The sequence below is a fragment of the Methylosinus sp. PW1 genome, assembly GCF_000745215.1.
Classification (GTDB): Bacteria; Pseudomonadota; Alphaproteobacteria; order Rhizobiales; family Beijerinckiaceae; genus Methylosinus.
Map to the genome: position 1 here is coordinate 1,084,120 of NZ_JQNK01000009.1, position 15,283 is coordinate 1,099,402.

General features: G+C 65.2%; 15 protein-coding genes. 6 read left to right on the forward strand and 9 right to left on the reverse strand.

Annotation, left to right across the window (positions count from 1 at the left end; all coding sequences use genetic code 11):
* Positions 1 to 67 precede the first annotated feature (67 nt).
* Together K369_RS14735 and K369_RS14740 are read left to right on the forward strand one after the other, a co-directional pair.
* Positions 68 to 1,012: a FecR domain-containing protein gene (locus K369_RS14735; protein ID WP_036292226.1), complete on the forward strand. Its 945-nt coding sequence runs from the start codon at positions 68 to 70 to the stop codon at positions 1,010 to 1,012.
* 163 nt (positions 1,013 to 1,175) lie between these two features.
* The gene (locus K369_RS14740) at positions 1,176 to 3,812 is read left to right on the forward strand and encodes a TonB-dependent receptor (protein WP_245278207.1); all 2,637 of its coding nucleotides are present in this window, start codon (positions 1,176 to 1,178) and stop codon (positions 3,810 to 3,812) included.
* 103 nt (positions 3,813 to 3,915) lie between these two features.
* On the opposite strand, the gene K369_RS14745 is transcribed toward K369_RS14740, so the two are convergent.
* Complete coding sequence (locus tag K369_RS14745; RefSeq protein WP_036292228.1) at positions 3,916 to 5,442, reverse strand: TldD/PmbA family protein; 1,527 nt, start codon at positions 5,440 to 5,442, stop codon at positions 3,916 to 3,918.
* Positions 5,443 to 5,514: 72 nt separating this feature from the next.
* Positions 5,515 to 6,315, reverse strand: coding sequence for a molybdate ABC transporter substrate-binding protein (gene modA, locus K369_RS14750; protein WP_036292229.1), 801 nt, complete (start codon positions 6,313 to 6,315; stop codon positions 5,515 to 5,517).
* Positions 6,316 to 6,530: 215 nt separating this feature from the next.
* Between modA and K369_RS14755 the strand changes: the two genes are divergently transcribed.
* Both K369_RS14755 and K369_RS14760 read left to right on the forward strand, forming a co-directional pair.
* Positions 6,531 to 7,412 carry a helix-turn-helix transcriptional regulator gene (locus tag K369_RS14755; protein WP_036292230.1) on the forward strand — a complete coding sequence of 294 codons (882 nt, stop codon included), beginning with the start codon at positions 6,531 to 6,533 and terminating at the stop codon, positions 7,410 to 7,412.
* Between the two features lie 120 nt (positions 7,413 to 7,532).
* Positions 7,533 to 7,949, forward strand: coding sequence for a group III truncated hemoglobin (locus K369_RS14760; RefSeq protein ID WP_024880822.1), 417 nt, complete (start codon positions 7,533 to 7,535; stop codon positions 7,947 to 7,949).
* Positions 7,950 to 7,966: 17 nt separating this feature from the next.
* On the opposite strand, the gene K369_RS14765 is transcribed toward K369_RS14760, so the two are convergent.
* Positions 7,967 to 8,809 carry a hypothetical protein gene (locus K369_RS14765; RefSeq protein WP_036292231.1) on the reverse strand — a complete coding sequence of 281 codons (843 nt, stop codon included), beginning with the start codon at positions 8,807 to 8,809 and terminating at the stop codon, positions 7,967 to 7,969.
* 277 nt (positions 8,810 to 9,086) lie between these two features.
* On the opposite strand from K369_RS14765, the gene K369_RS27755 reads away from it, so the two are divergent.
* Positions 9,087 to 9,407, forward strand: coding sequence for a hypothetical protein (locus K369_RS27755; RefSeq protein ID WP_245278208.1), 321 nt, complete (start codon positions 9,087 to 9,089; stop codon positions 9,405 to 9,407).
* 137 nt (positions 9,408 to 9,544) lie between these two features.
* Entirely contained in the window at positions 9,545 to 10,033 is a 489-nt protein-coding gene (locus tag K369_RS14775) for a TOBE domain-containing protein (protein ID WP_036292232.1), read from the forward strand.
* Here K369_RS14775 and K369_RS14780 read toward each other — a convergent pair.
* The 6 genes from K369_RS14780 to K369_RS14805 all read right to left on the reverse strand — a co-directional run bounded on the left by K369_RS14780 (position 9,948) and on the right by K369_RS14805 (position 15,095).
* Entirely contained in the window at positions 9,948 to 10,364 is a 417-nt protein-coding gene (locus K369_RS14780) for a winged helix-turn-helix domain-containing protein (protein ID WP_036292233.1), read from the reverse strand. The genes K369_RS14775 and K369_RS14780 overlap by 86 nt on opposite strands.
* 87 nt (positions 10,365 to 10,451) lie before the next feature.
* Positions 10,452 to 11,321, reverse strand: coding sequence for a xanthine dehydrogenase (locus tag K369_RS14785; RefSeq protein WP_051949319.1), 870 nt, complete (start codon positions 11,319 to 11,321; stop codon positions 10,452 to 10,454).
* A 168-nt stretch (positions 11,322 to 11,489) separates the two neighbouring features.
* A complete protein-coding gene (locus K369_RS14790; protein ID WP_024880828.1) occupies positions 11,490 to 11,825 on the reverse strand; it encodes a cupin domain-containing protein in 336 nt (111 codons plus the stop codon).
* Positions 11,826 to 11,872: 47 nt separating this feature from the next.
* Positions 11,873 to 13,045, reverse strand: a complete 1,173-nt coding sequence (locus K369_RS14795; RefSeq protein WP_036292234.1) for a site-specific DNA-methyltransferase — start codon at positions 13,043 to 13,045, stop codon at positions 11,873 to 11,875.
* Positions 13,046 to 13,200: 155 nt separating this feature from the next.
* Entirely contained in the window at positions 13,201 to 13,833 is a 633-nt protein-coding gene (locus tag K369_RS14800; protein WP_036292235.1) for a ribonuclease HII, read from the reverse strand.
* A gap of 80 nt (positions 13,834 to 13,913) precedes the next feature.
* Positions 13,914 to 15,095: a PA0069 family radical SAM protein gene (locus K369_RS14805; RefSeq protein ID WP_084570687.1), complete on the reverse strand. Its 1,182-nt coding sequence runs from the start codon at positions 15,093 to 15,095 to the stop codon at positions 13,914 to 13,916.
* Positions 15,096 to 15,283: the final 188 nt, after the last annotated feature.

The following is a 15,283-nucleotide window of genomic DNA, read 5'->3' on the forward strand; positions in this document are numbered from 1 at the left end:
TTCCGCCTCGCGCCGGCGCCGCGTCATCTATACTGTCGCGCGCGGCGCCTCGAGGACGGATGGAGAGATGACCGGGGATAAGGCGAAGGAACCCGCGCCGGACGAAGCCGGGGACGCCGCGATCGAATGGTTCGTGCGCTTGCGCGAGGGGCGGCTGTCGGCGGAGGAGACGGCCGCCTTCGAGGCGTGGCGCGCCGAACCGGCCAACGCCGCCGCCTTCGACGAGGTGCTGCATATGTACGGCCATCTCGCCGGCATGAGCCCGGCACGCCGCATGCGGCCGGCGCCGCGCGCCGCGCGCGGGATGCGGGCGGCGGCCCTCGCCTTCGCCGCGGCGGCGGCGGTCGCGGTCTTTGCCTCTTATAACGAAATCGCGCTGCGACTCGAGGCCGATCACTTCACCGGCGTCGGCGAGAAGCGTCTGGTGACGCTGGACGACGGCTCCCATGCTCTGCTCGACTCGCGCTCCGCCATCGCTTTGCGCTATTCGGCGGGCGAGCGGCGGCTCCGCCTCCTTTCCGGCGAAGCCTGGTTCGACGTCGCGCCCGACGCTTCGCGCCCCTTTGTCGTCGAGGCCGGCGAGGGCCGCGTGACGGCGCTCGGCACCGCCTTCGACGTCGCGCTGGAAAGAGGCGGCGCGCGCGTCACTGTGACGGAGCATCGCGTCGGCGTCGCCAGCGGCGGCAAGACCACCATCGTCGAGGAAGGCCAGCAGACCACATTCGAGCGCGATGCGCCGGCGCATGCGCCGATGAGCGTCGATATCGACATTGCAACCGCTTGGCGGCGCGGCAAGCTCATCGTCAATCGGCAGCCGCTGGGCGATGTGCTCGCCGCGCTCGGCCGCTATCATCGCGGCTATATTTATTGCGTCGATCGCGCGATCTGCGCGCGGCGCATCTCCGGCGTCTTCGGCGCAGAGGAGGACGCGCTGCAATCCTTGGCGGAGATCGAGGCCTCGCTCGGCCTGCGCGCCATCCATGTCACCAGCTATCTGATCCTGCTGTATTGAATTTAAACGCTTCATCGGCGCGCGAATTTTTTCGCGCGAAGGAGGTTCCGCTTTTTCCGCCTGCCGCGTCCTGTTCCCGAGAGCCCGAACTCTATGGCGGGCGTTGCGACGGCGGGACGAAATGGCCATGGCGCGGAAGAAGTCAGTAGGCGAGGGCGTGAATATGAGTTCGACGGCGATCGCCTTGGCGCTGAGCGCGATGACGCTCGGCGCAGAGGCTCCGGTGACGAGCGCAGAGGCCTCCATCTCGCCGCAGGAGCGCGACGGCGCGCTGCGTGACTATCGCATTCCCGCCGGCGCCATGGAGACGGCGCTCAACGCTTTCGCCGATCGCAGCGGCCTGCATATCGTCTTCGACGTCGGGCTCACCGATGCCGTGAAGACACGCGGCGTCGTCGGCGCCTATTCGGTGCGCGAAGGGCTGGACCGGCTGCTCTTTGGAACCGGCCTCTCCTATCGCCTGTCGGAGAATGGCCGTTCTGTCTCCATCATTCTCGCGCAGGCCGCGCGCGGAACCATGACCGACGCCAACGGCGAGGAGCTGCCGCCGATCGACGTCGGCGCCGAGCGGAAGCGCGCGGGCGCCTCGAGCGCGCCGGGCTTCGACGCCGAGCGCGCCAAGGAGCCGATCTATCGCGATCCGCCCGGTCAGACGGTGACGACAGTCGATCACAAATTCCAGAACGCGACGCCCATGTCGACGGTGCAGAACGCGCTTCGCTACAGCCCCGGCGTCACTTTCAGTCAGGGGCAGAATGCGCGCGATTTCGTTATCTCGATCCGCGGCTCGGGCAATCGCGTCAGCGCGCCCGGCGTGCGCAACATCATGATGTTCTCCGACGGCTTTCCGATCGTGACGTCGGATGGCGAAGGCCGCTCGGAAATTCTCGACCCGCATTCCTTCGGCGCCGTCGACGTCTATCGCGGCCCGTCCTCGGCGATGTTCGGCAATCACGCCTATGGCGGCGCGGTCAATTTCCGCTCTTTCGAGGGCGCCGACATCGACGGTCTCGAGACCGGATCGGAATTCGGCAGCTACGGCTATATCAATAATTACATCCGCGGCGGCAAGAAGCTCGTCGACAAGAGCTTCGGCGAGCTCGATCTCTCGCTCTTCGCCTCCGACTTGCGAGGCGAGGGCTATCTCGCCCACAATGCGCACGAGTTCCAGAACGCCAGCTTCCTGGGCAAATGGTCGCCGACGCCGACAGATCGCTTCACGTTCAAATTCGCCTTCAGCCAGACCTTCACGCAGACGTCCAACCGCCTTTCTCTCACCTCCTATTATCTGAACCCGTTCTCGAGGAACTACGGCTGTCAAATCGCGGTCGCGGCCAATTCGGCGCTCTGCAACAATCTCACCCAATACGCCAACGGAATAAGCGGCGCGACGACGCGCGGCAGCGTCGATCAGTTCGGCACGCATATGCACGTCTTTCGCGATATCGCCGGCCTGCGCTGGGAGCACGATATCGACCAGAACACGACATGGCGCACGCAGGTCAGCTATGATCTGATGGAGACCGCGAGCGGAACGCTCATTCCGCCGAAATTCGTCGGCGGACCAGGTGGTCCGGTGGCGGCGACCGGCCCCGCGGTCGGCTTCGCCGTCTCGACCGATGTGACCAATCACGGCTCGCTGCTCGGCCTGCCCGCGACGCATTACCTCGGCTTCTTCTACGACAATCTCAAATCCACCTATTCCTCATTCGCCCAGGTTCCGAACATGTGGAACTATGGGATGCGCGGCGCGCCGACGGGGAAGATCGACTCCTATCATTCGAACATCGGCCTGAAGGCGCGCGAAGAGATCGCGCTCACCCCCGATCTCACCGCGGCGATCGGCTTCAGCGCCAATTGGAACAGAGCCTGGGGCGTCAACACCGTCTATAATTTCAACGCGGCGGGCCTGCCGCTGCGCGCTCTCGACGTCGCCGCGGACAACGACTATTGGAACACCGCGCCAGAAGCCTCGCTGACCTATCGCTACAGCCCCGAATGGCAGTTCCGCGCGCGCTATGCGACCGGCTATGGCACGCCCAATTTCCGCAATCTGACCGCCACCGCGACAGGCGCCGGCAACAATACCGCGCTGAAGGCGCAGACCAATATGGGCGTCGATGTCGGGGTCGACTGGACGCCGAACGACAGGCTGAGATTCAGCGTCACCGGGTACAATGAATGGTTCCGCAACGAGCTGCTGCAGCTCACGAGCCCGTTCCCGCTTCTGATGGTCTATTTCGTCAACATACCGAAAGCGATCCATCGCGGCGTCGAGGCCCAAATGGATTGGCGGCCTTTCGACGGATGGCGCTTCATCGCGGCCTATTCTCACAACGACCAGTTCTCGACCGATTACGTCGAGCAGATATCCAACCAATATTTCGATCGGCAGGGCCACAAGATTCCCAATGTGCCGCCGCATCTCTTGACGACGCGGATCGGCTATGATCAGCCGGACGGCGCTTTCAAAGGCCTCGGCGCCTATGTCGAATATGTCTATAAGAGCGGGTATGCGCTCGACATGGGCAATCTGCTCTATACGCCGTCCTATGGAATCGTCAATCTGAACCTGCATTACAGCCGAGACATTCCGGACTTCTATGTCAAGAATGTCGAGTTCTACTTCAACATCGACAATCTGTTCGACCGCACCTATGTCGCCGGCGCGACGGCGACCTCCAATACGCTGACGAATGGCGTGCAGACGCCGGGTCCGCTGCTCGCCAACTCCACCGGCGTGGGAATTGTCGCCGGCTCGCCGCGAGCCTTCACGGGAGGCGTGAAGTTCAAATTCTGAACGCGCGCGACATTATTGCGAGCCGTAGACGAAGCGATCCAGAACCACGGGAATCTTCGCTGCGCTCGCAATGACGAGACGATGCAAAACGAGCGAGGAGAGATCACGTCTCGCGCGCTGTGTTCAGCACCGTCACGCCGCGGAAGCGCGCCGCCGGCGCGCCATGCGAGACCGGCGCGAGCTGCATCGGCTCCGCCTTGCCGCAAGTGAAGGTGCCGCAGAGCCGGTAGGTAGAGGAATCGCCGAGTCCGTCGAGCGAATTCCAAAACGGAATGGTGCGGCCCTGATAGGCCGCGTCGCGCACCGGCTCGCCGAGCTTGCCGTCGCGGATCTCGTAGAACATCTGCCCGCCGAATTGGAAATTGTCGCGCTGCTGATCGATGCTCCAGCTTCCCGCGCCGACGATATAGAGCCCCTTCTCGACGCCGCCGATCAGCTCCTCGAGCTTGCAGGCTTCGGGATTGGGCGCGAGCGAAATATTGGGCATGCGCTGAATGGGGAAAGCGGTCGGGTCGTCCGCATAGGCGCAGCCATTGGAGCGCTCGGCGCCGATCAGATGCGCCTGTCCCATCGCCATTTGATAATTGCGGAACACGCCTTTGGAGACGATCTCGAATTCCGCGCGCGCGCGCGGCGCGCCATCGTCGTCGAAGGCGACGCTGGCGAGCCCGCCCTCCTGCGAGCGATCCGCCTTGATCGTCATCAGCTCGCTGCCGAAGCGCAGATTGTTCAGCATATGCGGCTTGACGAAGGAGGTGCCGGCGAAATTCGCCTCCCAGCCGAGCGCGCGATCGAGCTCTGTGGAGTGGCCGACCGTCTCGTGAATGGTGAGCCAGAGATTGGTGGGATCGATGACCACATCCGTCACGCCCGCCTCGACAGGCTTGGCGCCCAGCTTTTGGCGCGCATCCTCGACCGCCTGACGCGCCTCGCCGAGGAGATCGCAGGAGAGCGCATAATCCCAGCCGGCGGCGCGCGCCGGCGCGAGGCTCTCGCGCGTCGCGAAACGGCCGGAGCCCTTGTCGATCAGCGTGACCTCGAAAGAGGGCTGCGTGCGCGTGCGCGATTGGAAGATGCGGCTGCCGCGGCTGTCGGCGAAGAGCCGCTCCTCCGTGGCGAAGGCGAAGGAGGAGACGCAATAATCCGCGCCCGCCGCCAGCGCCGCGGCGTTGACCGCCACGAGGCGTTCGACCTTGGCGGGCGCATCGACCGCGAATGGATCGACGCCGAGCGGCATGATCCATTCGGCGACATGCGGCTCGGTCTCCTCCAGTCGCACGGGCGCGACGCGGATCGGCGCGACGGCGCGGGCGTTGTGAATAGCGCGCTCGACCGCCGCGGCCAGGGCGCCTGGCTCCAGCGAGCGTGCGCCATAAAAGCCCCAGCAGCCGTCGACGAGCACGCGCAGGCCGAAGCCGGGGCTGACGCTCTCGAAAAATTCGTCGAGCCGTTCTTCCTTGGCCTGGATGAATTGGCGACGCGTCTCGCCGAGACGAATATCGGCGTAGCTGGCTCCAGCGCGGCGCGCTGCGGCCAACGCCGTCTCCGCCAGCTCGGCGAGACGGGCGCGATCGAGCCGAAACGGCGCGGCGGTCCGCGAAAGCTCTTTGGGATTATGCGCTACGGTCATGGTTCCCTCGCCGCCGAAGGATAGACTGGGACCGGCGGCGAGGGAAAGCCGAAAAGCCGGGATTCTCGGCTTTCAGTGCAGAACGGCGAAGCCCTGCTTCTTGTAGAAGCCGGCGGCCTCCGGCCCCTTCAGAAAGGCGAAGAATTTGGCCGCCGAGTCGCTGGTCGAGGAGGCGGTGAGCGCGATCGGATAGACGATCGGCGGATGCGAGGAAGCCGGGAAGGTCGCGACGACAGAGACCTTGGGCTCCGAATGCGCATCGGTCAGATAGACGATGCCGAGCGGCGCCTCGTCGCGCGCGACGAAGAGGAGCGCGGCGCGCACGTTCTCGGCGAAGGCGAAGCGCGATTCCAAATCCTCCCACAGGCCGAGCTTCTGCAGCGCCGCCTTGGCGTATTTGCCCACAGGGACGGAGGCCGGATCGCCGGTGGCGATGCGTCCGCTATCGCCGAGCGCGCCCAGCAGCGCGGACTTGTCCAGCGTGAGCTTCTTCGTGTTGGCGATCTTGGGCGCGACGAGCACGAGGCTATTGCCGAGCAGATCGACGCGCGAGCCCTCCTTCAGCAGGCCGCGCGAGGAGAGATAATCGGCGGAAGCGGTGTCGGCCGAAATAAAGATGTCCGCCGGCGCGCCCGATTCGATCTGCTTGGCGAGCGGCAGGGAGGCCGCATAGCTGATGGCGACCTCGGCGCCGGTCTTCTTTTTATAAGCCGCGGCGGCGTCATCCAACGCATTCTTGAGGCTCGCCGCCGCGAACACCGTCACCGTCTTGGCGCCGGTCGCCTTATCGGCCGCGGGAGCCTCTGCATAGGCGGGGGTGAAATTCAGAGACAGAAAAGCGGCGACGAGCGCCAGACTAGCCAGTTTGACCATGAGAACCACTCCGATGATCGGCTCGGATGGGTGAGCCTTGTCCTACTTATGCATATATTTTGCCTCATTGTGAGTCTTTCACATGATTTTGCATAGGAACAGCAAGCGGCGACCGCGGCCATATCGCGCTATCGTGACGAAAAAGCCGGATGAGCAGGCGATTGTCGCCGAAGACCGGCCATGCTAATTTTCCCCGTCTTCGGAAAAAACGCACAATGTCTGAATTTCTCACCACGCGTGAGCTCGCCGCGCTGCTGCGCGTCAAGGAGCGCAAGGTTTATGATCTCGCCGCGGAAGGCGCCTTGCCGGTGCGCCGCGTCACCGGCAAGCTGCTGTTTCCCCGCCTCGAGATCGAGGAGTGGCTGGCCGCGGGAGCGAGCGGCCGGGCTCCGCGCGGCGAAGGCTCGGCGACACGCCCGCTCGTCGTCGCCGGCGGCCATGATCCGCTGCTCGAATGGGCGTTGCGCGAATCGCGCTGCGGCGTCGCGGCGCTGCTCGACGGCGCGCTGGACGGGCTGGAGCGCGCCGCCGCGGGCGGCTGCATCGCCGCCGGGCTGCATATTCCAGAGCCCGACGACGGCTGGAATGTCGAGACGGTGGAGCGCCGGCTCGCGGGAGAGCCGGTCGTCGTCGTGGAATGGGCCAAGCGCCGCCGCGGGCTGATGTTTCGCAAGAGCCTCTCCCGGCGCATCGACGGGCTCGCCGATGTGCGCGATCTCGCCTTTCAATCACGCCAGCCCGAGGCCGGCAGCGAGCTCGTCCTCACCCAGCTGCTCACGCAGGCGGGGATGAAGCGCGAGCATCTGCGCCTCGTTCCCGCCGTCGAGCGCTCGGAAACCGATCTCGCCTCCGCCATCGCCGCCGGCGGCGCCGACGTCGGCCTCGGCCTCGAGGCCTGCGCGCGCCAGTTCGGCCTCGATTTCGCGCCGCAGATCGTCGAGCGCTTCGATCTCGTGGTCTGGCGCAAGGCCTATTTCGATCCGCCATGGCAGACGCTCATGCGCTTTTGCGCGAGCGAGGCGTTTCAGGAGCGCGCCGCGCGGCTCGGCGGCTATGACATCTCGCAATTGGGCGCCGTGCGCTTCAACGCGGATTAGAGCGTTTCCGGCCGAAGTGGACGCCGGTTCGGCGCTTGAAACGCGTCAAAACAAAGACTCTGGCAGAGCGCGCGCTGGCGCCCGCCTTGCTGTATCGCTGAAGGAATAGGAGGAGAGACAATGTCAGCTTCCACCGAAGCGACCGCCGAGCCGACGACGCTCGAGGCGGCGATCACGACCTGCGTGCGCGCCTTCTACGACAAAGGCTTGGCCGATCCCCTGCTGGGGCCGATTTTCAGCGCGATCCCGGAACTCGACCAGCATCTCGATATCATCGCGAATTTCTGGTCCAAATCGCTGCTCGGCACCGATCGCTACCAGGGCCATCCTTTCGCCGTTCACATAAACCTGCCCGTCGAGCCCGAGCACTTCGCCCGCTGGGTGGAGCTGTTCACGCAATCGGCGCGCGAGAACCTTCCCGCGGCGCAGGCCGAGGAGGCCATCGCCAAAGCGACACATATGTCACAATGCTTCCAAGGCGGGCTGTTTCCCTTCACCGGCGCGGATGGCAAGCCCTCGCGCCTGCCCCCGCACTGAAGTAGTAGGGCGGCCCCTCAGATCGAGAGGCCGCCGCCGCCTTCCAGAAACGCGTCCCAGGAGAAGGGCGTCCAGCCCTCCGCCTGCATCTCTATCGCAAAGGATACGCCGCGCGCGATGAGTCGGTTGCGCGCGGTCATGCCGGCGACCTGAGCGCCAGTCGAGGCGGCGATATCGGCGAGCGGCGTGCCTTTGGCGACCGCCCTGCCCTGCTTGATAATGCCGCGAATGCGGCCGCCATAGGGGGCCGGCACGGGAGCGCCGTCGATCTCCCCGAACGCCTCGCCCGCCTCGACGATATTGCCTATGTCCTTGTGCATTTTAAAGAGTCCGGAGACGGGAGCGCGCACCGGCTCTGCCTCCGGCGGGTCCGCCTCGCAGCTCGGGCCGGGGCCTTCGCCGGGGCGCCGTATCGCGCCCGGATCCTTGCCATAAGCGTCTATGGCGAGATCGCAATTCTCGCCCGGGATCGAGCCCGGCGCGACGCCGATGGTGAGGCCCGCGAGATTTTTGACGGAGAACGGGTCCTTGCGCGGATTCATCTCCGCATCGACGACGACTTCCCAAGGCCAGCGCTCGAGAATTTCGTTGAGCGGATGCGTCAGCACCGGCACGAACATGCGGCTGCGCAGGCCGAGCATGAATTCGGCGACGAGATCGGCGCGACGCGCCTCCACGCCCTCGAGAACGCTGGAGCCGTCGAACCAGGCGTCCGAAAACGTCATCTTACGGCGGAGATCGGGCGGCGGCGCCGCCTCGTGGACGGCGACGATATGATCGGCGAGGAACAGCTCACGCGCTATCGCGGACGCGGTTTCGCCGATGCCGAGAACGAGAACGCAGGAATGTCTCTCTGACATGACGGGCTCACTTCGGCTGAGGTGAAGAGGGATTGTAGACCCTAGCAAGAATCTGGCCTTTGTCGCGAAATCGGCGCCAGTCGGACCGACGCGCGCCGCCTCCGCGCGCTGCGCCCGAATGCCGCAGGCGCGGACCGTCAGTCTGGAACTTTTGCAATATAGTTTGGTATACGGCTCGCATAGAACGAAACGTCTCGGGCGGAGACGCCGGCTCGGCCGGCACGTCGATGGCCCGACAAGTCGGAACACGCCGCGAGCCGGCGATATGGAGGACGATGTGCAACCGAATGTTTCTTCAGAGGTCTCGACCGAAGCCGGCCATGTTGTCGCGAATATTCCTGCGGCTGTCGAGCCGGTGGAAAAGGACGCCAGCGTCGCGACCGCGGTCGGCGACAACGTCATCATCATGGTGCGCTTCCGCCCCGATACGACCGTCTGGGAAATCAATGGCCTTCCCGCCCATCTCGACAAGCAGGCGTGGTTCAAGCTGCTGTGCCAGCGCGCCGGCGACAAATACGAGACGCGCGCCGGCGGCCGCGGCTATTTCCGCCTGACCCGCGAGCAATATGAGGCGATCGCCGCTCGCAATCCGAACTGAGCGTTTCGAAGCGGGCGCCGCCGAGCGGCGTCCGTGTTTTGAGCGAAAAGCCGCCGAAACGCGCCTTTTCAGCGCCAAAACAGGCGTTTTTCCCAGTAAAATGTGAGATTGGCGTATTTCTCGCTAGTTCAGCGATCATGCTGGACAAGACAACGCCGCTCTTTGCGCAGACCCACCATTTCGTATCGATTTTCCCGGCGCGCGTGCTGCGGCACGAGCCGGACGCCGGCCTCTCCACGCTGTTATTCGCCGGCGGGGAATTGCGCGTGCCGATGGTCGACGCCATCGTCGGAACCGCCATAGAGGTGGAGATCGACGCGCGCGACGTCTCCATTGCCCTTTCACGGCCGATGGATGTCTCGATACTCAATCGTCTTCCCGGCACGATCGTCGAGCTGGATTTTCTGCCGCCGCCCTTCACGCGCGCGCGCCTTTCGCTCGGCGGCGCCCGCCTGGACGCGCTTATCACGCATGAATCGGTCGAACGGCTCGCCTTGGTCGAGGGACTCTCGGCCTGGGCGATGATCAAGACGGTCGCCGTCAGCGGCCGGACGCTCGATCCCGACGCGGCTCCGTTTCCGCGTCAGTGGCCGACTTCTGGTAGGACCAGTCGAGCGCCCCGATGATCTCGTCCAGCGTTCGCTTGGCCGAATTGGCCGCGTGACGCTCGATCGATCGATAGACGCCCACCAGCCGCTCGCCGAAAGGCGTGATCTCCGCCCCGCCCTCGCGCCGGCCGGGGAAGGTCGCCACCACCGGACTTTCGAAAGTCCGATTGAGCGCATCCACCGAAAGCCAGCATTTGCGATAGGATAGACCGAGCGCCCGGCTCGCGCCGATGATCGAGCGTTCCTTGCGCAGCGCGTCGATCAGCTCGAGATCCGCGGGAGCGAGAACTCCGCCATTGGGCAGCTTCAAAATAACGCCGACCTGCGGCGCATCCGCTTCTGTTCGCATCGTTCCGCGCCTCCTACGACGCCGCGATCTGTATCGAACAAAATATAGCTGAAAGACGACGATCCTGTCACATTGGCAACAGGATTGTCAGTGGGCGACGAAAGGCCCCGCGATCGGCGTCGCCTCGCGCTTGGCGAGCTCGATGCGGATCGCCCGGCCGACGGCGCTCGCGACCAGCCCCGATCGCTCGTCTATGCCGGTCCATTTGGCGGAGCGCCCACGCGGATCGATCTCCAGCAGCTTGACCCCGGCCGGGATGTGGAGGCCGTCGCGGATGACCCCGCGCAGCACGCCGTCCAACGGCGCGGTCACCGGCTCGCCGTCCAAATGGCCGACGACGAAATCCTTGAACACGCGAACGCCGATATCGATCGCCGAATGCCACAGGCCGGGCTTGGTCGAATAGGCGAAGCGCTCCTCGCCGACATCGCCGAGACGGTTCGGCACATGGTCGGCCGGCTCGGTCTCGCCCTCCTGAACGATGAGGCCCGCCTGCGAGGGCTTGGTCTCGATCGCGATATCGCAATTGCGGCCGACGGCGAAATTCGGCCCGAGGCCGACCGCGACCTTGGCGAGATGCCGCAGATCCGGGGTCGCGCGATATTTCTGCATGCGCGCGTCGACGAGCGCATGGGCCGTGCGAACCGCCGCGAGATCGTGGAACTGCAGCGGCGTCACCGCGACCTTGGTCGTGAAGTCGAGGATCTCGACCAGCTCCATGGTCGAATCGGCGCGCTCGGCCTCGACCTCCTCGAGCGTGATGCGCTCGCCATAGAGGCAATCGTGAAAGGCCATCTGGCGGCGGATGACGGGCGGGAAGGCGTCGTGGCTCAGCACGCAGGCCCAGCCGATCCGGTTCATATTCACGGCGACCGCGGAGGCGATCTCGTTCGTTCCCAATATGACGGCCAGCGGTCGCTTTCGCCGCGGCGTCTCGAATTCGTGTCGAGGGCGCATCGCTCACTCCTGATCTGCGCAGGAGTTAGCAAGCGGCGCGCCAGCGCTCTGGTAATGAATTTCTTTTTTGATTTCAGCTATCTATGAAATTATGCGACACAGCGGCGGGAAGCGCACCTATATTGTCACGTATATAACAGTGACGGTTTTCGCCCGTTTGTCGCCGCATCAGGCGCCCTCGGCGCGAAAATGGACAGCGAGCCAGACGGTCGGCAGGGTCTCATCCGTCCATTCGACGCGATGCCGGCGATGCGCGGCGATCTCGAGATAGTCGCCCGGGGCGAGCGTCAGCACCTCGTCATGGCCCTCGAAACGCAGTCCAGCCGATCCGGCGAGCAGGATCACCCATTCCGCCTCCTCCTGATCGTGCCAAAATCCGGGCGGGCTCGCCTGGCCGAAGGAGACGATACGCTCGACGCGCATGTTCGAGCCGGCGAGCAGCGGCAGAAACTGCTCCTGCTCCGCTTTTTCCGGCAGATCGGCGAAAATATTTTCCAGTCGCATGGGTCTTCCCGCAGCTCGCGCCGCGCCGCGGGGCGTCGCTCTCGCGACTATTCCGCGGCGTCGCGCAGACGCGCGCGGGCGACCGCGCGCAAATCATCGATCGGCGCGAGACCCTCGCCCGATTCGAAATGCCAGAAAGTCCAGCCATTGCAGGCGGGCAGGCCCTGCACCAAGGCGCCCGTCTTGTGAATGGAGCCGACGATGGCGCCGATCGACAAAGCGCCGTCCGCCCGCACCACCGCCTTGTGGCGTCCTTTGGCGTCGGTGAGCGTCGCGCCGGGGGCGACGAGGCCGGCCTCGACGACGCTGGCGAAGGCGATGCGCGGCTCATTGCGCTTGGAGGGCGCAGGCGCCACGGCCTCGGCCGGAAGCGGCGAGATCGCCGCGATGCGCGCGCGCGCCGCGGCGGCGTAGATCGGCTCGCGCTCTATGCCGAGATAGTCGCGGCCGAGCAGGCGCGCCGCCGCGCCCGTGGTGCCGGAGCCGAAGAAGGGATCGAGCACCAGATCGCCCGGATTGGTGGCGGCGAGCATGATGCGGGCGAGCAGAGCCTCGGGCTTTTGCGTCGGATGCGTCTTGCGGCCGCTCGAATCCTTGAGACGCTCGCCGCCCGAGCAGATCGGCAGCAGCCAGTCCGAGCGCATCTGGCAATCCTCATTGCCGGCCTTCAAGGCTTCGTAATGGAATGTGTAATTGCGCGCCGAAGCGTCGCGCGCCGCCCAGATCAGCGTCTCATGCGCATTGGTGAAGCGACGGCCGCGAAAATTCGGCATTGGATTGTTCTTCCGCCACACGATGTCGTTCAGGATCCAGAACCCGAGGTCCTGCATGATCGCGCCGACGCGGAATATATTGTGATAGGAGCCGATGACGAAAATAGTGGCGTTGGGCTTCATGGCTCGCCGCGCCGCCGCCAGCCATTCGCGGGTGAAGGCGTCATAGGCGGCGAAATCGGCGAATTTGTCCCAATCATCGTCGACGGCGTCGACGACGCTCTGATCCGGCCGGGTGAGTTGGTTGGCCAACTGCAGATTATAAGGTGGGTCGGCGAAAACGAGATCGACGCTCGCCTCCGGCAGGCCGAGCATGACCTCGACGCTGTCTCCGACGACGACCTCGTTACGCGACATCGCGCGAGGCGACCCGTAATTCGACATCCCAGTACGCGAGACCTTTATCTGGGACTTGGGGCGGGCCGCCCCGACGCGCGCGCTACTCATGAACAATCACCGGCTACGCAACCAACGATGCGAACATTGCCCGATCGCGGTAAAAGCCGGGTTTAGAAAGCCCGTGCGCGGCTGTCTCTTTTCCGCACGCCTTCGTTAAGAAATTCCATTTTCACCAGATATTTACGAACGCTCATGACAGGCGCTCAGAGGGCGGCGGCCTCGCGGCGCGGCGCGCGCGGCTCCCGCAGCGGCGCGAAGCTCATGCGGTGAAAGGGCGTCGGCCCATGGGCTTCGAGGGCGGCGAGATGCTCGCGCGTGCCATAGCCGGCGTTGGTCTCGAATCCGTAATGGGGATAGAGCCGGGCGAGGCGGCGCATCTGGCTGTCGCGCGCGACCTTGGCGACAATCGACGCGGCGGCGATGGAAAGAGAGAGCGCGTCTCCTTTCACGATCGCCTCGCCCGGACAGGCGATCTCGGGCAGGTCGCGGCCGTCGACCAGCACGAAGCCCGGCGCGATATGAAGCGCGGCGACGGCGCGCGCCATGGCCAGCAGCGCGGCGCGGCGAATGTTCAGCCGATCGATCTCCTCGACGCTGGCGAAAGCGACGCCGATGGCGAGCGCGCTGGAGACGATTCGCTCGAAGGCGGCGTCTCGCGCCTTGGCGGACAGAGCTTTCGAATCGTCGACGCCATCCGGCAGACGGTCAGGATCGAGAATCACGGCCGCGGCCGCAACCGGGCCGGCGAGCGGCCCGCGCCCGACCTCGTCGACGCCGGCGATGGGTCGAGCGCCGCCGCGCAGGACGCGCGTCTCGGTGAGAAAATGGGGAGGCATGCTCGCTCGGCTCGTCGAAAAAGGGCGGCTGAAACAAACACAGCGGCGGAGCCGGAGCAATCGGCCCCGGCGCGCCTTTTTTAAAAAAGGCTCAGCTGCTCGGCGTCGCTGCGCGGCGGCCGGAACAGATCGGCGCGCAGCCGCGTGCGGGAGAAGCCGAGACGTTGCGCCGCCAGCTCGAAACGACGGCCGATCATCCAGGCGTAAGGGCCGTCGCCGCTCATGCGCTTGTCGAAGGAAGGGTCGTAGAGCTTGCCGTCGCGCGCCGAGCGCACCAGCGAAAGCACATGCCGAGCCTTGGCCGGAAAATGGGTGACGAGCCATTCGCTGAACAATTCGCGCAGCTCGAGCGGCAGCCGCAGCATCACATAGCCGGCCTCGCGCGCGCCGGCGGCATGGGCGCGCGTCAATATGGTCTCGATCTCGGCGTCATTGATCGCCGGAATGATCGGCGCGACCAGAACGGCGACGGGAATTCCCGCCTCGGCCAGCCGCTCGATCGTGGCGAGGCGCCGCTCGGGCGAGGCGGCGCGCGGCTCCATCGCCCGCGCCAAGGCCGGATCGAGCGTCGTCATCGAGATCGCGACCTTGACCAGGCCCTTGCGCGCCATGGGTGCGAGAATGTCGATGTCGCGAACGACCAGAGAGGATTTCGTCACTATGCCGATCGGATGATCGGCGCGGCTCGCCACCTCGAGCAGGCCGCGGGTGACTCGATAGCGCTTCTCGAGCGGCTGATAGGGATCGGTGTTGGCGCCGATGGCGATGGTCTTGGGCGAATAATTGCGCGCCGACAATTCGCGCTCGAGCAATTGCGCCGCGCCTTCCTTGACGAAAATCTCCGTCTCGAAATCGAGGCCCGGCGAAAGGCCCATATAGGCGTGGCTGGGACGCGCATAGCAATAGACGCAGCCATGCTCGCAGCCGCGATAGGGATTGATGGAGCGGTCGAAGGAAATATCCGGCGAGTCGTTGCGCGTGATGATCGTCTTCGCCCGCTCGGCATGGACATTGGTGTGGAACTCGCCGAGCTCCTCCAGCCCATTCCATCCGTCGTCGGTCTCGACGCGCCGCTCGCGCTCGAAACGGCCGCTCTCATTGGAGAGCGCGCCGCGTCCGCGCCGCCGCGCCGGATCGACGATCGGACGCTCCTCGCTGGAAAAATTCACGACCGCGCCGATCGCCTCGCGGCTCAGCTGCGCCGCCCGGCGCCAGTCGCTCTTCTCCGATTTCTCGATCAGACGTTTCGCCGAGCTCGCCATGGCGATGATCTCCTTGCCGGCCCTGCGGCCGGCGTCTCGGCCGGATTCTCGCCGGTGCGCCGGCCTCGCTTCGGCTCGCGGCGCGAGACGCCCATGCGCGACACTGGGGCGCCTCGCGACCGCGAGCCTCGATGCGACGCAGCTACTTACAACTCTAGGGGACTTGTTTACGCACGCTAGGAACATTT